A 20,915-nucleotide genomic window follows, 5' to 3' on the forward strand; every position below is an offset into this window, starting at 1 on the left:
CTCACAACTTCAGATCGAGCAATCCATCGCCCAGATCCTCGTCAGACAAGGTCTGCTGGATCAATGCGCGATGAGCCTGCTCGCTCCACAATTCGAACTTGTCGCCCATGCCCAACAGCACGGCGCGCTTTTCAATGCCCACCGCGGCGCGATGGCTCGGCGGAATGGTGATGCGGCTGTTGGCGTCCAGTTCCAGCGCGGCCGAGGAACCCACCAGCTTCTGCTGCAGGATCCGCACCACGCGCTGGGTGTTGGGCTTGGCCATGACGTCGTCACGGACCCGCTCCCATTCCTTCTCCGCATACAGCCACAGGCATCCGGCTTCGAACGGGTTGTAGGTCAGCACCAGCCGATTGCCGCTCGCACGCGCGACGAGGTCGCGGTACGCGGTGGGAACCGCCATACGCCCCTTGTCGTCCACTGTGATTGCGGTCTCGCCTTGAAACACGACGCCTACACCTTTCCGAATCCGCCTGGGCGGTCATTGAACCACGAAAAACCACAAAAAACCCGGTTTCCCCTCAGGTGCCCACCTTAGCAGCGCGCAAAAGGTTGTCAACAACTTTGCGAGCGATAAATCGCTAGCCACATCAATGGCTTGCGCCATTCTTTAGAGACTTGTTCAAAGCTTATCCACAAGTTGCTGTTTCGTCTCATATTTTGAGATTGAGCGGAAATTCAGCCCTGTGCACGAGGCGTTAAGACAGCCGGCCGTCGCCGCCCCGGCGGCCGGCCGGCTCGCGCGCCACTGCGCAAGGCCGCACAATCGGCGGCCTATGTGCCTGGTCGCCCTCGCCCTGGAATCGCACCCGCGCTGGCGCCTGCTGCTGGTCGGCAACCGCGACGAATTCCACGCCCGTCCGACCGCCCCGCTGCAGCGCTGGGCGGCGCCGGCGCAGCGCGTGCTGGCCGGGCGCGACCTGCGTTCCGGCGGCAGCTGGGTCGGCCTGGACGACGCCGGCCGCTGCACCGTGGTGACCAACGTGCGCGACCCGCTGGCGTCGATGTCCGGCGCCTCGCGCGGCGCCCTGGTCGCCGACTACCTGGCCGGCGCCGCGCCGGCGGCCGCCTTCGCCGATGCCCTGGCGCTGCGCGCCGACGCCTACCCGCCGTTCAACCTGTTGCTGGCCGACGCCGACGGCGCCCAGTACCTGGGCAACCACCCGCTGGCCCGCCAGCACCTGGCGCCGGGCATCCATGGCATGTCCAACGGCGCGCTGGACGCACCGTGGCCGAAGACCGCGCGCCTGTGCGAGGCCGTGGCCGACTGGATCGCGGCCGGCGACGAGGATCCGGCGCCGCTGTGGCGGGCGCTGGTCGACGAGACCGTCGCCGACGACGCGCAACTGCCCGACACCGGCGTGGGCCTGGAACTGGAGCGGCGCCTGTCGCCGGCCTTCATCCGCGGCCACGACTACGGCACCCGCGCCAGCACCATCGTGGCGGTGGACGAGAGCGGACGCGGCTGGATCCACGAGCGCCGCTTCGGCGCGAACGGCGTGTTTCTGGGAGAGACGCGGCTTGAAGGGCTCAGGACCGGGGACTCGGGACCCGGCAAGAGCAACAGCAAAAGCGAGACGTAAGGCGGCAAGGCGCGGCGTAAACAGCGCCCACCGGCGGATCGGCCCTGCAATCGGGACTGAAGTCCCTCCCACAACAGCCGAGCCAGCTGGCAGCCACGGCAGCGGGAAGAACCAAAGCAGCAGCGCGGCTACATCTGAGCAGAGCGATCTGGGCAGAGTCCGCCGTGCATCTGGAGCAAAGCCCCCTTTGGTAAAGGGGGCGCAGCGAAGCCGCGGGGATTTGGGGGGCAAAGAGCCCGGAGCCCAAACTTTTGCTGCGCAAAAGTTTGGGGCTTTATTTGTGCGGCGCGCAAACAAAGTGGCGGAGCCGGCCGATAAGCCGGGTTCTGTCGTGGACAGTCATTCTTCTAGGCGCACCGTCACCGGTACGCTCGAGCAACCTACCCGGACCCGACGCGGGCAGCGCCATGAGGTCCCTATTTGGTCTTGCTCCAGGTGGGGTTTGCCGTGCCGGTCCGTTACCGGACTCGCGGTGCGCTCTTACCGCACCATTTCACCCTTACCGGCCTGCTTGCGCAGACGTAGGCGGTATCTTTCTGTTGCACTAGTCCGTCGGCTCGCGCCGCCCAGGCGTTACCTGGCACCTTGCCCTATGGAGCCCGGACTTTCCTCGGCATCCCGCCGCACCGAAATGCACCGGGATGACGCGACTGTCTGGCCGACTCCGCCGCGCGCATTGTCGCACGTGCGAGGGAACATTGTTCCCTGCCCGCCAGGCGCAACCACCGACCGCGCCTTTGCCGCCGCCTCAGCCCCCGTACAACGCCTTGCGCGGCGCGCCGGTGATTTCCGCGGCGAGCTTGGCGGCGGTGGACGGCGGCAGGTGTTCGTTGAGCTTGGCGTAGACGCGGCGGCCTTCGGCCAGCTGCGCGTCGGCGTCGTCGCCAGCGCCCTGCACGATCAGCACGAACTCGCCCTTGCGTTGGTTGTCGTCGGCTTCCACCCGCGCCTGCAGCTCGGCCAGGCTGCCGTCGAGCACGGTCTCGAACAGCTTGGTCAGTTCGCGCGCCAGCACCGCCGGGCGCGCGTCGCCGAACGCGGCGCGGCAATCGGCCAGGGACTCGACGATGCGGTGCGCCGATTCGTAGAACACCAGGGTGCGCGGCTCGCTGGCCAGGCGCAGCAGGCGCTCGCGGCGGGCGGAGGCCTTGGCTGGCAGGAAGCCTTCGAAGCTGAAGCGGTCGCTCGGCAGGCCGGCCACGCTGAGCGCGGCGATCGCCGCGCAGGCGCCGGGCACCGGGCTGACCCGCACCCCGGCCTCGCGCGCCGCGCGCACCAGCCGGTAGCCCGGGTCGCTGACCAGCGGGGTGCCGGCGTCGCTGACCAGGGCCAGCGAATCGCCGCCGAGCAGGCGCGCGACGATGCGCTGCGCCAGCGCCTCCTCGTTGTGCTCGTGCAGCGCCAGCAGCGGCCTGTCGATGCCGAAATGGCTCAGCAACTGGCCGCTGCGGCGGGTGTCCTCGGCGCAGATCGCCGCGACCGTACGCAGCACCTCCTGCGCGCGCGGCGTCAGGTCGGCGAGATTGCCGATCGGCGTGGCGACGACGTGCAGGGTTCCGGGCTGGGCGCTCATCTACGGCTTTCCATGGTCAAGGGTAGAATCGTAGCGGTTTTCCCCGGCGCGCCCGGCGTGCCCTGCCGAATGGACCAGAAATGAACAAGCGATTCGCAAGGATTTCCGCCCTGTCGCTGCTGGCGCTGCTGTTCGCCGGCTGCGCCACCACCAGCGTCACGCAGAGCGCGTCGCCGGCCCAGTCCGCGGCGCTGGCGCTGCTGGACCAGGGCAAGCCGCGGGAAGCGGCGCAGCAGCTCGAGGCGCAGGCCGCCGGCGCCACCGGCAGCGAGCGCAACCAGTTGCTGGCCGACGCCGCGTTCGCCTGGTACGAGGCCGGCGACGTCGCGCGCGCGCGCAGCCTGGTGGCGCAGGTGCAGCCGCGCCAGCTGTCGGGCCTGAGCAAGGTGCGGCTGGCCCTGGTCAACGCCGAGCTGGCGCTGGCCGACCGCCAGCCGGCGCAGGCGCTGCAGGCGCTGGGCAGCGATCCGCAGGCGGTGCCGCAGAACCTGCGCGCGCGCTGGCACCTGGCCCGCGCGCAGGCGCTGGAAGGCACCGGCGACGGCAACGCGGCGCTGGACGAGCGCGCCCGCGCCGACCTCGGCCTGAGCGGCCAGGCGCGCACCGACAACCAGCGCGCCATCGTGCGCCTGCTGGCGGCGTTGAACGACGCCACGCTGCAGGCGCGCGCCGCCGCGCTGCCGGCCGGCGACCCGCTGTACAACTTCGCCGGGCGCGCGCTGATCAGCCGCGGCCTGCCGCTGCCGCGGCCGTTCGACCGTGGCGCGCAGTGGGGCTTCGACACCAGCAAGCGGCCGCCGGCCGAGCGCGACGGCTACCGCCCGCCGGCCAAGCTGGCGGTGCTGCTGCCGCTGAGCGGCAGCCTGGCCACCGCGGCCGCGCCGGTGCGCGACGGCCTGCTCGCCGGCTACTACGGCGAGACCCGGCGCCGGCCGGAGATCAACTTCATCGACACCACCGGCACCGCGGCCGGCGCGCTGGCCGCCTACCAGAAGGCGATCGACGGCGGCGCCGACTTCGTGGTCGGCCCGCTCGGCCGCGACGAGGTCAGCGCGCTGTTCGCGCGCGATGCGCTGCCGGTGCCGCTGCTGGCGCTGAACCGCGGCACCGCCGCGCCGCCCGCCGGCAGCGCCGGCTTCTCGCTGGCGCCGGAAGACGACGGCATCGCCGCGGCCGAATACCTGCTGGCGCACGAGCGCCGCAACGCGCTGGTGATCGGCAGCAACGACGACAACGGCCGCCGCGCGGTGGCCGCGTTCCGCGAGCGCTTCAGCGAGCGCGGCGGCAAGGTCGTGGCCAGCGTCAGCGTGGCCGAGACGCCGGGCGACGTCGGCGCGCAGCTGCGCAACGCCGGCGCCGCCGACGCGGTGTTCCTGGCGGTCAAGGGCGGCACCGCGCGCGCGCTGGCGCCGCAGCTGGCGCTGGCCGGTTTCGCCGGCAAGAGCCGGGTCGCGACCTCGCAGCTGGTGCTGGGCACCGGCAAGGCGGAGGACGACCTGGTGCTGGACGGCATCGCCTACCCGAGCGAACTGTGGAACGTGCGCGGCGTCGGCGGCCTGCCGGCGGCGACCAGCGTGGCCGAGACCCTGCCGACCGCGCGCGGCCCGGCCGGGCGCCTGTTCGCGTTCGGCTACGACGCCTGGCAGATCAGCGCCTACCTGGAGAAGCTGGCCACCGGCGCCGAGGCCAACCTGCGCGGCGCCACCGGCGTGCTGCACCTGGACGGCTTCGGCAACATCCTGCGCACCCCGGCCTGGTCCACCTTCAGCGGCGGGCGCGCGACGCCGCTGCCCGATGGGCGTTGACCGCCGGCAACGCGGCAACGACATGGAAGCGGCGGCGCGCGCCGAACTGGAGCGCGCCGGGCTGCACCTGATCGCCGCGAACGTGCGCTATCGCGGCGGCGAACTGGACCTGGTGATGCAGCACGCGCAGTGCCTGGTGTTCGTCGAGGTGCGCTACCGGCGCACCGACGCGTTCGGCGGCGGCGCCGCCTCGGTCGACCTGCGCAAGCGCCGCCGCCTGGTGCTGGCCGCGCAGCTGTTCCTGGCCGCGCATCCGCACTACGCGAACCGGCCGTGCCGCTTCGACGTGGTCGAGGCCGAAGGCGAGCCGCCACGGCTGACCTGGCTGCGCGACGCGTTCCGCGCCGACGACTGCTGACGTGCCCAGCATCTTCACCCACGCCGCGGTGCCGCTGGCGCTGTGGGCCGCCGCCGAGCGCGGGCGCATCTCCGGGCGCCTGCTCGGCGCCGGCATCGCCGCGTCGATGCTGCCGGACCTGGACGTGGTCGCGTTCGCCCTGCACATTCCCTACGCCGATGCGTTCGGCCACCGCGGCGCCAGCCATTCGCTGCTGTTCGCCGCGCTGCTCGGCGTGTTCGGCGCGCTGCTGCACCGGCCGTTGCGTGCCGGCGCGCTGCAGGCGGCGACGTGGCTGTTCGTCTGCACCGTCTCGCATCCGCTGCTCGACGCGCTGACCTCCGGCGGCCTCGGCGTCGCCCTGGCGTGGCCGTGGAGCGAGCAGCGCTGGTTCGCGCCGTGGCGGCCGATCCGGGTGTCGCCGTTCGCCAACGGGTTCTTCGGCGCGCGCGGCGTCGCCACCCTGCTGTCCGAACTGCGCTGGGTGTGGCTGCCGCTGGCGCTGGCGGTCGGCACCTGGAAACTGCTGCAGCCGCCCTCCTCTCCCGCACCGCGTTCGCCATCATGATCACACCCTTGCCCGCCGCCCTGGCCGACACCCTCGCCGCACTGCTCGGCGCCGACGGCTGGCGCACCGACGCCGCCAGCCGCCGCAGCTACGGCGAGGACGATTCGCGGCGCTGGGCGCTGGCCGACGCGGTGGCGCTGCCGCAGACCCGCGAGCAGGTGCAGGCGATCGTGCGCGCCTGCCGGGCGCATCGCGTGCCGATCGTCGCGCGCGGCGCCGGCACCGGCACCGCCGGCGCCGCGGTGCCGTTCGGCGGCGGCGTGGTGCTGTCGTTCGCGCGCATGAACCGCATCGTGCAGCTGCGCCCGCAGGACCGCTGCGCGGTGGTCGAACCGGGTGTGCTCAACGGCGACCTGCAACAGGCGCTGGCGCCGCATGGCCTGTTCTGGCCGCCGGACCCGTCCAGCGCCGAGATCTGCAGCATCGGCGGCAACCTGTCGACCAATGCCGGCGGCCCGCGCGCGGTGAAGTACGGCGCCACCCGCGACAACGTGCTCGGCCTGGTCGCGGTGACCGGCGCCGGCGAGCTGATCCGCTGCGGCGGCGCCTACACCAAGGACGCCACCGGCTACGACCTGACCCACCTGCTGGTCGGCAGCGAAGGCACCCTGGCGCTGATCGTGGAGGCCACGCTGAAGCTGTCGCCGCGGCCGCTGGCGCAGGCCGGGCTGCGCGCGTTCTACCGCGATGCCGGCAGCGCCGCGGCGGCGGTGTCGCGGCTGATGGCGCAGCCGACCACGCCAGCGATGCTGGAATTCATGGACCGCAGCGCGATCGCGCTGCTGCGCCGCAACGGCAGCGACGTGCCCGAGGCCGGCGCGATGCTGCTGATCGAGGCCGACGGCGACCACGACACCCTGCCCTACGCCCTGCAGGCGCTGGGCGCGGCGGCCGAGGGCGAGGGCCTGCTGTCGCTGGACGTGGCCACCGACGGCGCCGCGCGCGACCGGCTGTGGGCCGCGCGCCGCGCGCTGTCGCCGGCGCTGCGCACGATCAAGCCGGGCAAGATCAACGAGGACGTGGTGGTGCCGGTGTCGCGCATCCCCGAGCTGGTCGCCGGGGTCGAGGCGCTGGCGGCGGAATTCGACCTGCCGATCGTCGCCTTCGGCCACGCCGGCAACGGCAACCTGCACGTCAACATCATGTACGCGCCCGACGACACCGCCGAGACCGCCCGCGCACACGCCGCGCTGCCGCGCCTGTTCGCGCTGGTGCTGGCGCTGGACGGCACGCTGTCGGGCGAACACGGCATCGGCGTGGCCAAGCGCGACTACATGGCCCAGGCCTTCGACGCGGCCACGCTCGACGCGATGCGCGCGGTGAAGCGCGCGCTGGACCCGGACGGCATCCTCAATCCGGGGAAGGTGTTGCCGGACAGATAGCGGGGACTCGGGAATCGGGAATCGGGAATCGGGAATCGGGAATCGGGAATCGCAAGCATCGGCCTGGCTCCGCTTGCAGGCAAGCTGCAATCGCTTTTGTAGGAGCGGCTTCAGCCGCGACGAACGAAGCGGACAAGGCTGACGACTCCGTAACCTGTCGGAGCTGAATCATCCTGCGGCACACGGGACCGGCCCACCCTGGCCACGTTTGCGGGAGATGCCCAGTCGTCAGCCGCGACTCGCGTCGTCGGTCGTGCCTGCGCGGCCGACGTCGCCTCGCCGGCATCGAGGCATGACCATCCGGCCATGCGGCCGAGGCATGAATGCACGATAGTGCCGCGATGCGAACGGGGACGTGCGGCGCATCCGTGCCGCGACCCGAGCGCCTGCACCAGGAACGACTCGGCATGACGATCAGATTCGGCCTCGCGGCCGCCTTCATATGGCTGGCCGTCAGCGGCGTCGCGGCGGCGCAGCCGATCGACGAGCGCTCGATCGAGACAGCGACGCTCTCTGCCACCCTGTACACCCCCCAGGACGCCGCAGCGCACCCGGCGGTGCTGGTATTGGGCGGCGCGGAGGGCGGACGCGCCTGGGCCAAGCGCATCGCCAGGCGCCTGGCCGAGCAGGGATATGTCGCGCTTGCGCAGAGTTACTTCAATGGACCTGGCCTGCCGTCGCAACTCAGTGCGATCCCGCTGGAACGGCTGCAGGCCGGCATCGACTACCTGGCGCAGCAAGGCCCGGCAGCGCCGCCGCGGATCGCCGTGCTGGGATTGTCCAAGGGCGCCGAAGCCGCGCTGGCGCTGGCTGCGCACGATACGCGCGTGGCTGCGGTGGTCGCCGCATCGCCATCGGACGTGGTGTGGCAGGGCATCGACCGCAGCGGCGGCGCAGCGGCCAGCTCGTGGACCTTGGCCGGCACGCCACTGGCCTACGTGCCCTTCGCGCCCTGTCCCGATTGCAAGGGCTTGCTCGATCTCTACACGCACAGCAGCAAGGCGGTCGCCGCCGACAGCCCTGCCAGGATCGCGGTCGAACGCATCCACGGCCCGGTGCTGCTGATCGCCAGCGCGCAGGACCGGGTGTGGCCGTCCGCACAGATGGCCGATGCGATCGCCGAGCGGCTGCGGCGGCGCCAGTTCGCCCACCGGGTCAGCGTGCTGCAATACCCGCAAGGCGGACATTTCGCCTTCGGCCTGGCGCCGACCGAGACCACGCTGCAGGAAGACATCGGCTTCGGCGGCGGCACGCCGTCGGGACTGACCGAAGCGCGCGCGGACAGCTGGACGCGGACGACGGCGTTCCTGGATGCCGCGCTGCGCGACACCGGCGATACGCGTCCGGCGGCATCCGCGCACTGACCCGGCAACCTGCACGTCAGCACCAGCACGCCCCGCGCCACCCGCGCAGATGCATAGCCGCAGCTGTTTCGCAGACAACTGGCTGCCGCTTTTTGTAGGAACGGCTTCAGCCGCGACGAACGAAGTGGACAAGGCTGACGGCTTCGGAACCAGTCGGGGCTGAAAGCCACCTACTGCGGACCCAGTCGGCATGGCTTCAGCTGGCCACGCGGCTCATGCGATGCGTTCGCTCACCCCGATGAAACGCAAGCCCACGCCCGGCTCGGTGGCGATGTAGCGCGGCGCCACCGCGCTGTCGCCGAGTTTCTGGCGCAGCTTGCCGACCAGGATGCGCAGGTAGTGGGTGTCTTCCTGGTGGGTCGGCCCCCACACTTCGCGCAGCAGTTGCGGCTGGGTGAGCACGCGGCCGCTGTGGCGCAGCAGCAATGCCAGCAACGCGTATTCCTTGCGGCTCAGCGGCAACGGTTCGCCGTCCAGGCGCACTTCGCGCAGGCCCAGGTGGATGTGCAGGTGGCCGTCGTCGAATACCGGCTCGGCTTCGCCGGCGGCCGGCTGCATGCGCAGCAGCACGCGGATGCGCGCCATCAGTTCCTGCACGCCGAACGGCTTGGTCACGTAGTCGTTGGCGCCGGCGTCCAGCGCCTGCACCTTCTCCGCTTCGCCGGCGCGCACGGTGAGCATGATCACCGGCACCGTGGACCACTGCCGCAGTTCGCGCAGCACACTGTGCCCGTCCTGGTCGGGCAGGCCGACGTCGAGCACCACCAGTTCGGCGCCGTGCGCGGCCAGTTGCGCCAGGCCGTCGCCGCCGCTGGCCGCCTGCAGCACGCGGTAGCCCTGCGCGCGCAGGCTGATGTCCAGGAAACGGCGGATCTGCGGCTCGTCGTCGATGACCAGCACGCGCGGCGGCGGAATCGGATCGGCGTGGGACTCAGTCGGCATCGGGGCGCGGCGGCGGGGCGGGAGGTTCGATCAATGGCAGGGTAATGCGGATCGTGGTGCCGCGGCCATCGGCGCCGGGCAGCGCCTCGACGCTGCCGCCGTGCGCGCCGATCATGCCCTGGCAGATGGTCAGGCCCAGGCCGGTGCCGTGGCGGCCGCGGTCGCCGCGCTCGACGCTGTAGAACATGTCGAAGATGCGCGCGCGCTCGTCCTCGGGGATGCCCGGGCCGCGGTCGCTGATGTCGATGCGCAGGCGCTCGTCGACCATCGCCGCGCGCACGTCGATCGCCTCGCCCGGCGGCGAGAACTTGGCCGCGTTCTCCAGCACGTTGAAGATCGCCTGTTCGACCAGCGCCGGGTGCACCCACAGCGTCGGCAGCCCGGCGGCCAGGGCGATGTCCAGGCGCACCTGCGGCTGGTAGCGCTGCAGCCGCCGCGCGGCCGAGCCGATCAGTTCGTCCACGTCGATCCAGTCGCGGTTCAAGGTCAGCCCGGTGTGGCCGAGCCGGGTCATGTCGAGCAGGTTCTGGATGTAGCGGTCCAGGCGCTCGCCTTCCAGTTGGATGGTCTCCAGCAGGCTGCGGCGGTCGTCGGCGTCCATCGCCTGGCCGTAGCTGGCCAGGCTGCTGGCCGCGCCGATCATCGCCGCCAGCGGCGAGCGCAGGTCGTGCGAGACCGAGGACAGCAGCGCCGAGCGCAGGCGTTCGGTCTCGCCGCTGACCCGCGCGCTCTCAAGATCGGCCACCAGGCGCGTGCGCAGCGCGGCCTGGCCGATATCCTCCACCATCGCCTCGGCCAGGCGCTGCTGCTCCAGCCCGGGGCGCTGCACACCGGCGGCGAACTTCAGCCCGACCACGCCGATCGCGCCGCGTTCGTGGCGCACCGGCAGGAACCACCAGCTGGCGCCGGCCAGGGTGTCGGTGAAGCGGCCGGTGGCCTGGCCGTGGCGCTGCGCCCAGTCGGCGGCGCTGCGGTCCACCGCGGCCATCGACGGCGCGTAATCGTGCGCGCCACCCTGCGCGGCGGCGTGCGCCGCTTCCAGCGGCTGCAACCTTACCCAGGCCTCGGCCTCGAGCGTGGCGGCCAGCGCGCGGCGACCGGCCTCCAGCACCTGCCCCAGGTCGGCGGCGCTGGTCAGTTCGCGGCCCAGCCGCTGCAGCGCGGTGGTCTGCGCGTTGGCCGCGCGCAGCGCCAGCACCTGCATGCGCAGCCGCGAGGCCAGGCGCCCGGCGACCAGCGCGGCGACCAGGAACAGCAGCACCGTGACCACGCCCTGGCGCGCGCCGATGTGCAGGGTGTAGCGCGGTTCGATGAAGAAGAAGTTGTAGGCGAGAAAGCTCAGCAGCGCCGACAGCACCGCCGCGGCCATGCGCGTCCTCGCCGCGACCATCACCACCGCGACGATGAACACCATCGACAGGTCGTCGATGCCGACCCAGCGTTCGGCGACCCAGCCCACCGCCACCGCCAGCAGCGAGGCCACCGTGGCGAACGCCAGGTCGTCGCGCGACAGCCAGTGGCCGGGGCTGCGCCAGCGCCTCCGCGCGCGTGCGCGCGCCTCCGGCGAACTGATGATGACCAGCTCGTAGTGCGCGCCACGCTGCAGCAATTGCTGGGTGAGCGTGCGGTTGATCATCCGCGCCAGCGGCCGCTCGCGGGTGCGCCCGAGCAGCAGCGTGGACACGCCGTTGTGCGCGGCGTGGTCGAGCAGCGCGTCGGCGACGCTGGCGCCGTGCAGCAGCGCGGCGTCGCCGCCGAGCCGACGCGCCAGCGCGAAGGCGCGGTCGATCTCCAGCAGCCAGGCTTCGTCGGGCTGCGCGCGGGTCTGCACGGTGACCACGCTCCACGGCGCGCCGCGGCGTTCGGCCACGCGCCGCGCCACCCGCACCAGGTAGTCGGACTGGCCGCAGCCGTCGATCGCCACCAGCACCCGCCGCCGCAGGGCCACCCCGGTGCGGCCCTGCGCGGCCTGCACGTCGCGCAGGTCGCTGTCGACGCGGTCGGCCGCGGTCTGCATCGCCAGTTCGCGCAGCGCGGCCAGGTTCGACGGCGAGAAGAACGCCTGCAGCGCCTGCCCGGCCTGCTCGGGCAGGTACACCTTGCCCTGCTGCAGGCGTTCGATCAGCTCGCGCGGCGGCAGGTCGACCAGCACGATGTCGCGCAGGCGGTCGAAGATCGCGTCGGGCACGGTCTCGGCCACGCGCACGCCGGTGATGCGATGGACCACGTCGTTGAGGCTTTCCAGATGCTGGATGTTGACCGTGCTGTAGACGTCGATGCCGGCGTCGAGCAGTTCCTGCACGTCCTGCCAGCGCCGCTCGTGGCGGCTGCCGGGCGCGTTGCGGTGCGCGAGTTCGTCGACCAGCACCAGCGGCGGGCGCCGCGCCAGCAGCGCGTCCAGGTCCATTTCCTCGAGCGTGCGGCCGCGGTACTCGATGCGCCGCCGCGGCTGCATCGCCAGCCCGTCGAGCAGCGCGGCGGTCTCGGCGCGGCCATGGGTCTCGACCACGCCGACCATCACCTCGCTGCCCTGCTGCTGCAGCTGCCGCGCGCGCGACAGCATCGCGTAGGTCTTGCCGACGCCCGGCGCCGCGCCCAGGAACACGGTCAGGCGCCCGCCGCGTTCGCGCTGGAGCGCGCCGATCAGGGCGTCGGCTTGTTGGGTGCGGGGGTCGGGCATCGGGTGGCCGGGATTGGGGATTCGGGAGTGGGGATTGGCAAGAGCGTACCGCGCGAGCCGTCGGCTTATTGCCTTTGCTTGTCCCCGGTCCCGCGTCCCGGGTCCCGGGTCCCGGCCTCATCCAACGCCAGGTTCAACGCCAGCACGTTCACCCGTGGCTGGCCGAGGACGCCGAACTGGCGGTCCCGGGTGTGCGTGGCGACCAGCGCCGCGACGCGGGCGTCGGGCAGCGCGCGCGCCTTGGCCACGCGTGCCACCTGCTGCTGGGCGGCGGCCACGCTGATGTCCGGATCCAGGCCGCTGCCGGATTGGGTGAGCAGGTCGTCCGGGACCTGCGCCGGGTCCACGCCGTCGCGTGCGGCCAGCGCCGCGCGCGCGTCGGCGATGCGCTGCTGCAGGTCGGGATTGCTTTGCGCCTGGTTGCTGCCGGCCGCGGCCATCGGGTCGAACTTGGCCGCCGACGGGCGCGGCTGGAAATAGCCGGGCGCGGCGAACGGCTGCGCGACCAGTGCCGAGCCGAGCACGCGCCCGTCGCGTACCAGCAGGCTGCCGTTGGCCTGCGCCGGGAACAGCGTGCCGGCCAGCAGGGTGGAGACCAGCGAATACAGCGCGGCGCAGGCCAGCACCAGCAGCGGCAGCAGCACCGCGCCGCGCCAGCGCAGCGGTTCGCGGCAGGAGGAAGAAGCCGGGGAAACGTTCATTGCGGGATGTCCGGAAGGAAGCGGAAGATCGGCGCTGGGGCTCAGCCCAGCGCCACCAGCAGCAGGTCGATCAGCTTGATCCCGACGAACGGCAGCAGCACGCCGCCGACGCCGTAGATCAGCATGTTCCGGCGCAGCAGCGAGGTCGCCGTGGCCGGGACGAAGCGCACGCCGCGCAGCGCCAGCGGGATCAGCGCCGGAATCACCAGCGCGTTGAAGATCAGCGCGGCCAGCACCGCATGCACGGGGCTGGACAGGCGCATCACGTTCAACGCCGCCATCTGCGGGATCGAGGCGGCGAACAGCGCCGGCAGGATCGCGAAGTACTTGGACACGTCGTTGGCCAGCGAGAAGGTGGTCAGCGCGCCGCGGGTGATCAGCTGCTGCTTGCCCACCTCCACCACCGCCAGCAGCTTGGCCGGATCCGAATCCAGGTCGACCATGTTGCCGGCTTCCTTGGCCGCCTGCGTGCCCGAGTTCATCGCCAGGCCGACGTCGGCCTGCGCGAGGGCCGGCGCGTCGTTGGTGCCGTCGCCGACCATCGCCACCAGCCGCCCGCCGGCCTGCTCGGCGCGGATGCGCGCGAGCTTGTCCTCCGGCGTGGCCTCGGCGATGTAGTCGTCCACACCGGCCTCGGCGGCGATCGCCGCGGCGGTGAGCGGGTTGTCGCCGGTGATCATCACCGTCTTGACGCCCATCGCGCGCAGCCGCGCGAACTTCTCGCGCACGCCGTGCTTGACCACGTCCGACAGTTCGACCACGCCGAGCACGTGCCGGCCCTCGGCCACCACCAGCGGCGTGGCGCCGCTGCGCGCGACCTGCTCCACGCGCCCCTTCAGTTCCGCCGGCACCTGCCCGCCGAGCGCGGCGACGTGGCGGATCAGCGCATCGGCCGCGCCCTTGCGGATCGAACGCGGCGGCTGCTGCCCCTGCGCGGGCAGGTCGACGCCGGACATGCGCGTCTGCGCGGTGAAGGCGACGAAGCTGGCGCCGTCCGGATCGGCCGGCGGCAGGCCCTGCTCGCGCGCCAGGCGCACGATCGACTTGCCTTCCGGGGTCGGGTCGGCCAGCGAGGACAGCATCGCCGCCTCGCGCAGCTGCGCCGCATCCACGCCGCTGAGCGCATGGAACGCGGTGGCCTGACGGTCGCCGTGGGTGATGGTGCCGGTCTTGTCGAGCAGCAGCACGTCGACGTCGCCGGCCACTTCCACCGCCTTGCCCGACTTGGCCAGCACGTTGGCCGACAGCGCGCGGTTCATGCCGGCGATGCCGATCGCCGGCAGCAGTCCGCCGATGGTGGTCGGGATCAGGCACACCAGCAGCGCGATCAGCAGCAGCGGATCGATCTGCACGCCGACGAAGCCGGCGATCACCGGCAAGGTCGCAACCACGATCAGGAAGGTCAGGGTCATCGCCGCCAGCAGCATGGTCAGCGCGATCTCGTTCGGAGTCTTCTGCCGGTTGGCGCCTTCGACCAGCGCGATCATCCGGTCCAGGAAACTGTGGCCCGGCTCGGCGGTGACCTTCACCACGATCTGGTCGGACAGCACCTTGGTGCCGCCGATCACGCCGGAGCGGTCGGTGCCGGCCTCGCGCAGCACCGGCGCCGATTCGCCGGTGACCGCGGCCTCGTTGATCGTGGCCACGCCGTGCAGGATCTCGCCATCGGCCGGAATGAGCTCTCCGGCGGCGATCACCACCAGGTCGCCCGGCTTGAGTTCGGCGGCGGGAATGCTGGTTTCGCCATCCAGTTGCGCGCTGCGCACCCGGCGCGCCACCAGGTCCTTGCGCGCGCGCCGCAGCGAGGCGGCCTGGCCGCGGCCGCGCGCCTCGGCCACCGCCTCGGCGAAATTGCCGAACAGCACGGTGAGCAGCAGGATCGCGGTCACCGCCCAGCCGAACGCGGGCGCGCCCTGCCCGGCTACGGTGATCAACGCCGACAGCAGGGTGCCGGCGAACACCACCGCCATCACCGGGCTACCGAGCAGGTGCCGCGGCGAGAGTTTCAGCACGCTGGCGCGCAGCGCCGCGCGCAACGTGGGGCCGTCGAGCAGGCCAGGCTTGTGGACCGAGGAAGAAGTGTGCGGAAGCGGGGTGCTCATGGTCGTGGTCTCAGTGCGCGGCAAGCGTCAGGTGATCGGCGATCGGGCCCAACACCAGTGCCGGCGTGAATTGCAGAACGGTCAGGACCGCGATCACCGCGATCAGGGTCAGCGCGAAGGTCGGGGTTTCCACCTGCAGGCTGCCGCCGGTTTCCGGCGCCACCCGCTTGCGCGCCATCTGCGCGGCCACGATCAGCGGCACGATCAGCGCCGGATAGCGGCCCAGGATCAGCACCAGCGTGCAGGTCAGGTTCCACCACGGAATGCCGTCGCCGAGGCCTTCGAACCCCGAGCCGTTGTTGGCGAACGCCGAGGTGTACTCGTAGAACACCTGGCTGATGCCGTGGAAGCCGGGATTGGAGGTGGCGGTGATCGCCGCCGGCATGGCCAGGGTCAGCGCGGTGAAGCCGAGCAGCACCAGCGGCTGCAGCAGCACCAGCAAGGCCAGCAGGCGCACTTCGCCGGCCTCGATCTTGCGGCCGAACAGTTCCGGCGTGCGCCCGGTCATCAGCCCGGCCAGGAACACGCTCAGCAGCAGGTACACCAGGAACTGCTGCAGCCCGCAGCCGATGCCGCCCCAGATCGCGTTGACCAGCATGTCGACCATGGCCACGCCGCCGGTCAGCGGCGCCAGCGAATCGTGCATCGCGTTGACCGAGCCGTTGGAGCTCTGCGTGGTCAGCGCCGCCCATGCCGCCGACGCATCGGCGCCGAAGCGCACCTCCTTGCCTTCCATCAGCGCCGCGCTCGCGGCGCCGGGCGCATGGCCTTCGGACCACACCGCCACCGCGGTGGAGGCCAGCGACATCGCCAGCATGCTGCCGAACACCAGCGCGGTGAACTTGTGGCGCCCGGTGAACGGCCCGACCATGAATGCGATCGCGACCGGGATCAGCACCAGCGCCAGCATTTCCAGCAGGTTGGAGAACGGCGTCGGGTTCTCCAGCGCCATCGCGCTGTTTGGGCCGTACCAGCCGCCGCCGTTGGTGCCGAGCTGCTTGATCGCCACCATCGCCGCGACCGGGCCGAGCGGGATCTTCTGCGTCGCCATGCCGGCGCTGGCGTCCAGCGGCGTCGCCACCGGGCCGGCCGCCAGCGTCGACGGCACGCCCTGCTGGGTCAGCAGCACGGTCCACAGCAGGCACAGCGGCAGCAGAAAGCGCAGCGTCGGCCGGATCACGTCGGCCCAGTAGTTGCCGACGTCGGCGTCGTCGGCGCCGAGCGTGGTGGGCTGCGCAGCCGTTGCGGCGAGCGCAGGTTGCCGTGCCTGGCGCATCGGCTCCGCATCGTGGGGCGCTGAGGCGGCCGCTGCCGGCAACGCCTCGACCGCTCGCCCACCGAACAGCGCGCGCAGCGTCGCCGCCACCAGCGCCAGGCCCATCATCGGGGTGATGAACTGCAGGCCGACCACGCCCACCGCCTGCGACAGGTACGACAGCTGCGCCTGGCCGGAGTAGTGCTGCTGGTTGGTGTTGGTCAGGAACGAGACCATGGTGTGCAGCGCGGTGTCCCAGCGCAGGTTCGGCACCGCATCGGGATTGAGCGGCAGCCACGCCTGGGTCACGAACAGGGCGAACACCAGCACGCCCAGCACCAAGTTGCTGGCCAGGAACGCGGCCGCGTAGCCGCGCCAGCTCATGCCGCGCGCCGGATCGGTGCCGAGCAGGCGGTACAGCGGCCGTTCGATCCAGCCGAACAGGGCGTCGCCGCGCATCGGCGCGCCGCGCATCACCTTGGCCAGGTACAGGCCGAGCGGCCAGCCGAGCAGCAGCGCCAGCGCATAGACAAGCAATGTATCGATCATGGAAGCGGTACTCGGCTCAGAAATCTTCGGGACGCAGGATCACGTACAGCAGGTAGCCGGCGGCGAGGATCACCGCCACGCCGCAGATCAGCGATAGCCAGGTCGGCATGTCATCTCTCCTAGGGAATCAGAACGTGGCTTGCAGCGCGGCTTCCACGCGCCCGCCGGCCATGCCGGGGAACAGCCGCTCGGCGGCGCGATCGCTGTCGTGCGCGGTCAGCCGCAGCTCCAGGCCGGGGCCGCCCGGGCGGCCGCCGGGCAGGGTGAACACCGCGCTGACCAGGCCGTGGCTGTAGCTGTCGGCGTAGCCGCGCGCGAGCCAGTAACGGCCCACTGCCGCCTCGACGCGCACGCGTTCGTTGAACGGGTAGCGCGCGCCGAGCTGCGCATAGGTGCCGGTACTGTCGCTGGCCAGCGCGTCGTCGGACCAGCCCAGCTGCGCCCAGACGCGCTGCTTCCAGGTCACGGTCGCGCCCAGCTCGGTCCAGTTCAGCGCGGCGGCCGAGGGGTACTGGTAGCGGGTCAGGTTCGCGTCCCAGGCCCAGTCCGGGCTCCACTGCCCGCGCCAGCCGAGCACGCCGTCGATTTCGGTGCTGGCCTGCGGCGTGCCGTCGAAGCGGATCGACGACGCCCACAGCGACGCGTACGCGCCGTTGTCGGCGGCCAGCGCCAGGCCGGCCTGGACGGCGGGATCGCCATCGCTCTGGGTGCTGCCGCGCCACACGTAATCGCTGGTGAGCGTGGCATTGCCGCTGACGCTGGCGGCGTGCGCGGAGGCGGCGCCGGCCAGCAGGGAAAGCGCGAGCGCGCCGCGCGACACGGGCCGGCGGGCGATGCGGGAAAGCGGGGAGAACATGACGGGAAGTCCAGGGCGGAACCGTTCCGCCGACCTGGTCATGTTCCGGCGCGGGGCCGTAAAGTCGCTATCGGCCGACGCCACCAGCGGCGTAAATTCCGCGTAATTTCTGCCGCCGCACGTCGACGGCGTGGTGCAGGGAAGGCCGGCGTTGCACCGGCCTCCCCCGTCGAACGCACCCTCAGTGCAGCGGCACGCTCAGGCGCGACGGCGCCGCCGCCGGCGAACCGAAGCTGACGCTGCCGCCGAAGCGGCTGGCCGAGGTGTAGCGCGGATCGGTGGTGTCCACCACCAGCACCAGGCGGTTGCCGGCCGGGATCTCGGCGGCGGTGGCCTGCAGCGGCAGATCGATCGTGGTCGCCACGCCCGGGGCAGCGTTGCGCAGCGTGTACGGCGCATGGCTGAGCAGTTTCCCCACGCCGAGGCCATCCACGCTGTAGAGGTAGGCGAACAGCGACACGTTGGCCTGGCTCGGGGTCACGGTCACGCGCAGCGACGGGCTGCCGACCAGGCGCTTGGCGCTGGCGTACGCCGGGCCGGCCCAGACCGCGGCGCCGCTGCGGGTCACCAGCGGGATCGAGGTGGTGACCGGCTGGCCGAAGCCCTGCAGCAGGCCGCTGACCAGCAGCACGCCCGAATCGGCCAGGGTCGGCACGCCGGTGGCGATGCGATGGCTCCAGCCGTTGCTGGCGCCGCTGCTCAGCGCGCCGGTCGCGACCAGGCCGCTCGGGCGGGTCAGGGCGTAGGTGGTCGCGCCGGCCTGCACGCTGTTCCAGTCGGCATAGCGCAGCCAGCTGCCGCCGAGGGTGGACAGCTGCACCGGCAGCTCGCTGTCCACGCCGTTGGCCTGGCCCTTGAGGTAATGGTCGAACCAGCGGGTGGTCTCGGTGTAGATCTCGTTGGGCAGACCGAGCGCGCCCGGCAGTTCGGCGGTGGCGTGGTCGCCCTGGCTGAACATCAGGTGCTTGGGCACGCTCAGGCGGTTGTACAGGTCGATGTACTGGTTCGGCGGGAACAGGCCGTCGTTGAACGCATTGGCCAGCAGCACCGCCGGGCCGTTGCGGTTGAGCGCCTGCAGCTCGTTGATCACGCCGCGCTCGGCGGCCTTGGGCAGGAAGCCCTGCACCGCGCCGTCGTAGTCGCCGACCGCCACGCGCGCGCTGATCTGCGCCAGGTCCGGGCCGGGCCGGCCGGTGATCGCGCCGGACGCGACCAGCAGGCCGACGCCCTGCTCGCTGACCGTCGTGTTCGCGTACAGCGAGGCCTGCAGGTCGGCCCAGCCGCTCAGCGCGGCGACCGCCTTGATCCGCGGATCGCGCGCGGCGGCGAGCAGGCTGGTGCCGGCGCCGTAGGAGATGCCGGACACGCCGATCGCCTTGGGATTGGCCGGCGTGTTGGCCAGCGCCCAGTCGATCACCGTGCTGACGTCCTCCACCGTCGCCGCGCCGGCGATGTCGATCTGCCCGGCCGAATCCCAGAACCCGCGCGAGGTGTAGCTGACCACCACGTAGCCGTTGCTGGCCAGTTCGCTGGCGCGGCCCACGTATTCCAGGTTGGGCAGCGACCAGCTGGCCGGCATCACCACCAGCGGAAAGGGTCCGGCGCCCTGCCCCTGCGGCACCAGCACCAGCGCGCCGAGCTTGGTGCCGTCCCAACTGGGGATGGTCTGGTACTGCTTGCTGAAGCCGCCGGCGAACGCAGCGGCGGAGAACAACAGCATCGCGCACAGGGCGATGCAGCGGGACAAGGACTTACGCATGAACTGCCTCCCAGACAGCGCCGGGCCGGAATGGCCCAGCTGCCAGAAACGGTTACGGGGCACGCGACGCGGGCATCGCGTCTGGCGCACCGTACCAGCGGGTACGGACCATTTCACGCCGCAGTGCGGCACAGTATGGTGGCGCCTTGTGGCCGTCCATGGACCTGCGGGTTCCTTAGTGGGAGAAGGGACAGCTGCGGCGCACATAGCCCCTCTCCCGTCGGAGAGGGTTGGGGTGACGGATGGCGCGAAAGCGCCTCGCTGATCTGGATGCGCGAGGCTTCGCCCGGACCCTCATCCGGCCCTGCGGCCACCTTCTCCCGACGGGAGAAGGAACAGCCGCGTGCGCTTTAGCCCCGCTCCCACCGGGAGGGGGTGGGGTGAGGGTCCGGCGCGAAGCGCCTCGCGGATCCCGCTACCCGGCGAAATGCTCGTAGCCGCGCCGCGGCGGCTGCCAGGGCTGGCCGTCGGCATCGCGGACCACGATGCCGGCGCCGGCCACGATGCGGCCGATGGGCGTGGCGTCCACGCCGATCGCCTGCAGCGCCTGCACGATGGCCGCGCGCTGCGCCGGGGCGGCGGTGAAGCACAGTTCGTAGTCGTCGCCGCCGCCCAGTTGCCACGCGTGCACCTGCGCGGCGCTGGCCTGCGCCGGGGCGGCGGCGGCCGGCAGCGCGGCCAGCCACAGTTCGGCGCCGACGCCACTGCGCACGCAGATGTGGTCCAGGTCGGCCAGCAGGCCGTCGGAGATGTCGACGCAGGCGTGCGCCAGCCCGCGCAGGCGCAGCCCGGCCTGCACCCGTGGGGTCGGCCGCAGCAGGCGCTGGCGCAGGTGCTCGTGGACCGGGTCGGCGGCGGCATGGGCCACGTCCAGGCGCCCGGCCTGCCACAGCGCCAGTGCCGCGGCGGCCTCGCCCGGATGTCCGGTCACCCAGACCTCGTCGCCCGGCTGCGCGCCGTCGCGGCGCAGGGCGACGCCGGGCGCCACGCTGCCGATCGCGGTGACCGACAGCGACAGCGGCCCGCGCGTGGTGTCGCCGCCGGCCAGCACGATGGCGTGCGCGTCGGCCAGCGCGAAGAAGCCGTCGGCGAAGGCGTCGGTCCAGCCCGCGTCCTCGTGCGACAACGACAGCGACAGCGTGCACCAGCGCGGCTGCGCGCCCATCGCGGCGAGGTCGGACAGGTTCACCGCCAATGTCTTCCAGCCCACGTCGGCAGGCGCCGTCTCGACCGGGAAGTGCACGCCGGCATTGAGCGTATCGGTGGTGATCGCCAACTGCTCGCCCGGCGGCGGCTGCAGCAGCGCCGCATCGTCGCCGATCCCCAACGGCACGTCGTCGCGCGCCCCGATCCGGGCACGCAGGCGATCGATCAGGTCGAATTCGGGCATTGGGGGGCCGGGATTGGGGATTCGGGATTCGGGATTCGCAACAGCCGGATGACCGGCCATTCGCGCAAA

The 20,915-nt window shown here is 71.9% G+C and carries 17 protein-coding genes and 1 other RNA gene; 6 read left to right on the top strand and 12 right to left on the bottom strand.

Annotation, left to right across the window (positions count from 1 at the left end; translation table 11 throughout):
* Position 1: 1 nt before the first annotated feature.
* On the bottom strand, positions 2-403 hold the full coding sequence (locus tag OCJ37_RS16885) for a division/cell wall cluster transcriptional repressor MraZ (protein WP_263110850.1): 402 nt from the start codon (positions 401-403) through the stop codon (positions 2-4).
* A gap of 373 nt (positions 404-776) precedes the next feature.
* Between OCJ37_RS16885 and OCJ37_RS16890 the strand changes: the two genes are divergently transcribed.
* Complete coding sequence (locus OCJ37_RS16890; RefSeq protein WP_263110851.1) at positions 777-1,583, top strand: NRDE family protein; 807 nt, start codon at positions 777-779, stop codon at positions 1,581-1,583.
* A gap of 299 nt (positions 1,584-1,882) precedes the next feature.
* Here the strand turns inward: OCJ37_RS16890 and rnpB are convergent.
* Positions 1,883-2,249: RNase P RNA component class A (gene rnpB / locus OCJ37_RS16895), an RNA gene on the bottom strand.
* Positions 2,250-2,331: 82 nt separating this feature from the next.
* The gene (gene rsmI / locus OCJ37_RS16900; RefSeq protein WP_263110852.1) at positions 2,332-3,156 is read right to left on the bottom strand and encodes a 16S rRNA (cytidine(1402)-2'-O)-methyltransferase; all 825 of its coding nucleotides are present in this window, start codon (positions 3,154-3,156) and stop codon (positions 2,332-2,334) included.
* Between the two features lie 80 nt (positions 3,157-3,236).
* Here rsmI and OCJ37_RS16905 point away from each other — a divergent pair, with 80 nt between their 5' ends.
* The 5 genes from OCJ37_RS16905 (at position 3,237) to OCJ37_RS16925 (ending at position 8,612) form a co-directional block, all read left to right on the top strand.
* Positions 3,237-4,961, top strand: a complete 1,725-nt coding sequence (locus OCJ37_RS16905; RefSeq protein ID WP_263110853.1) for a penicillin-binding protein activator — start codon at positions 3,237-3,239, stop codon at positions 4,959-4,961.
* On the top strand, positions 4,951-5,319 hold the full coding sequence (locus tag OCJ37_RS16910) for a YraN family protein (protein WP_263110854.1): 369 nt from the start codon (positions 4,951-4,953) through the stop codon (positions 5,317-5,319). Before OCJ37_RS16905 ends, OCJ37_RS16910 begins: the two co-directional genes overlap by 11 nt.
* A 1-nt stretch (position 5,320) precedes the next feature.
* Entirely contained in the window at positions 5,321-5,866 is a 546-nt protein-coding gene (locus OCJ37_RS16915) for a metal-dependent hydrolase (protein ID WP_263110855.1), read from the top strand.
* Positions 5,863-7,248, top strand: coding sequence for an FAD-binding oxidoreductase (locus OCJ37_RS16920; protein WP_263110856.1), 1,386 nt, complete (start codon positions 5,863-5,865; stop codon positions 7,246-7,248). The genes OCJ37_RS16915 and OCJ37_RS16920 overlap by 4 nt, the downstream gene beginning before the upstream one ends.
* A 407-nt stretch (positions 7,249-7,655) precedes the next feature.
* Positions 7,656-8,612, top strand: coding sequence for an acyl-CoA thioester hydrolase/BAAT C-terminal domain-containing protein (locus tag OCJ37_RS16925; protein WP_263110857.1), 957 nt, complete (start codon positions 7,656-7,658; stop codon positions 8,610-8,612).
* A 213-nt stretch (positions 8,613-8,825) separates the two neighbouring features.
* On the opposite strand, the gene OCJ37_RS16930 is transcribed toward OCJ37_RS16925, so the two are convergent.
* The 9 genes from OCJ37_RS16930 to thiL all read right to left on the bottom strand — a co-directional run bounded on the left by OCJ37_RS16930 (position 8,826) and on the right by thiL (position 20,846).
* Positions 8,826-9,554, bottom strand: coding sequence for a response regulator (locus tag OCJ37_RS16930; RefSeq protein ID WP_263110858.1), 729 nt, complete (start codon positions 9,552-9,554; stop codon positions 8,826-8,828).
* A complete protein-coding gene (locus OCJ37_RS16935; protein WP_263110859.1) occupies positions 9,544-12,234 on the bottom strand; it encodes an ATP-binding protein in 2,691 nt (896 codons plus the stop codon). Before OCJ37_RS16935 ends, OCJ37_RS16930 begins: the two co-directional genes overlap by 11 nt.
* A gap of 65 nt (positions 12,235-12,299) precedes the next feature.
* Positions 12,300-12,935 carry a potassium-transporting ATPase subunit KdpC gene (gene kdpC, locus OCJ37_RS16940; protein WP_263110860.1) on the bottom strand — a complete coding sequence of 212 codons (636 nt, stop codon included), beginning with the start codon at positions 12,933-12,935 and terminating at the stop codon, positions 12,300-12,302.
* Between the two features lie 41 nt (positions 12,936-12,976).
* Positions 12,977-15,037, bottom strand: coding sequence for a potassium-transporting ATPase subunit KdpB (gene kdpB / locus OCJ37_RS16945; RefSeq protein WP_263110861.1), 2,061 nt, complete (start codon positions 15,035-15,037; stop codon positions 12,977-12,979).
* 10 nt (positions 15,038-15,047) lie between these two features.
* Positions 15,048-16,841, bottom strand: coding sequence for a potassium-transporting ATPase subunit KdpA (gene kdpA / locus OCJ37_RS16950; protein ID WP_263110862.1), 1,794 nt, complete (start codon positions 16,839-16,841; stop codon positions 15,048-15,050).
* A gap of 16 nt (positions 16,842-16,857) precedes the next feature.
* On the bottom strand, positions 16,858-16,950 hold the full coding sequence (locus OCJ37_RS16955) for a potassium-transporting ATPase subunit F (RefSeq protein WP_263110863.1): 93 nt from the start codon (positions 16,948-16,950) through the stop codon (positions 16,858-16,860).
* Positions 16,951-16,968: 18 nt separating this feature from the next.
* Positions 16,969-17,697 carry a TorF family putative porin gene (locus OCJ37_RS16960; protein ID WP_263110864.1) on the bottom strand — a complete coding sequence of 243 codons (729 nt, stop codon included), beginning with the start codon at positions 17,695-17,697 and terminating at the stop codon, positions 16,969-16,971.
* Between the two features lie 181 nt (positions 17,698-17,878).
* Positions 17,879-19,456 carry a CocE/NonD family hydrolase gene (locus OCJ37_RS16965; protein WP_263110865.1) on the bottom strand — a complete coding sequence of 526 codons (1,578 nt, stop codon included), beginning with the start codon at positions 19,454-19,456 and terminating at the stop codon, positions 17,879-17,881.
* Between the two features lie 415 nt (positions 19,457-19,871).
* The gene (thiL, locus tag OCJ37_RS16970) at positions 19,872-20,846 is read right to left on the bottom strand and encodes a thiamine-phosphate kinase (RefSeq protein ID WP_263110866.1); all 975 of its coding nucleotides are present in this window, start codon (positions 20,844-20,846) and stop codon (positions 19,872-19,874) included.
* Between the last annotated feature and the right edge of the window lie 69 nt (positions 20,847-20,915).

It is taken from the genome of Xanthomonas sp. AM6 (genome assembly GCF_025665335.1).
Taxonomy (GTDB): Bacteria; Pseudomonadota; Gammaproteobacteria; order Xanthomonadales; family Xanthomonadaceae; genus Xanthomonas_A.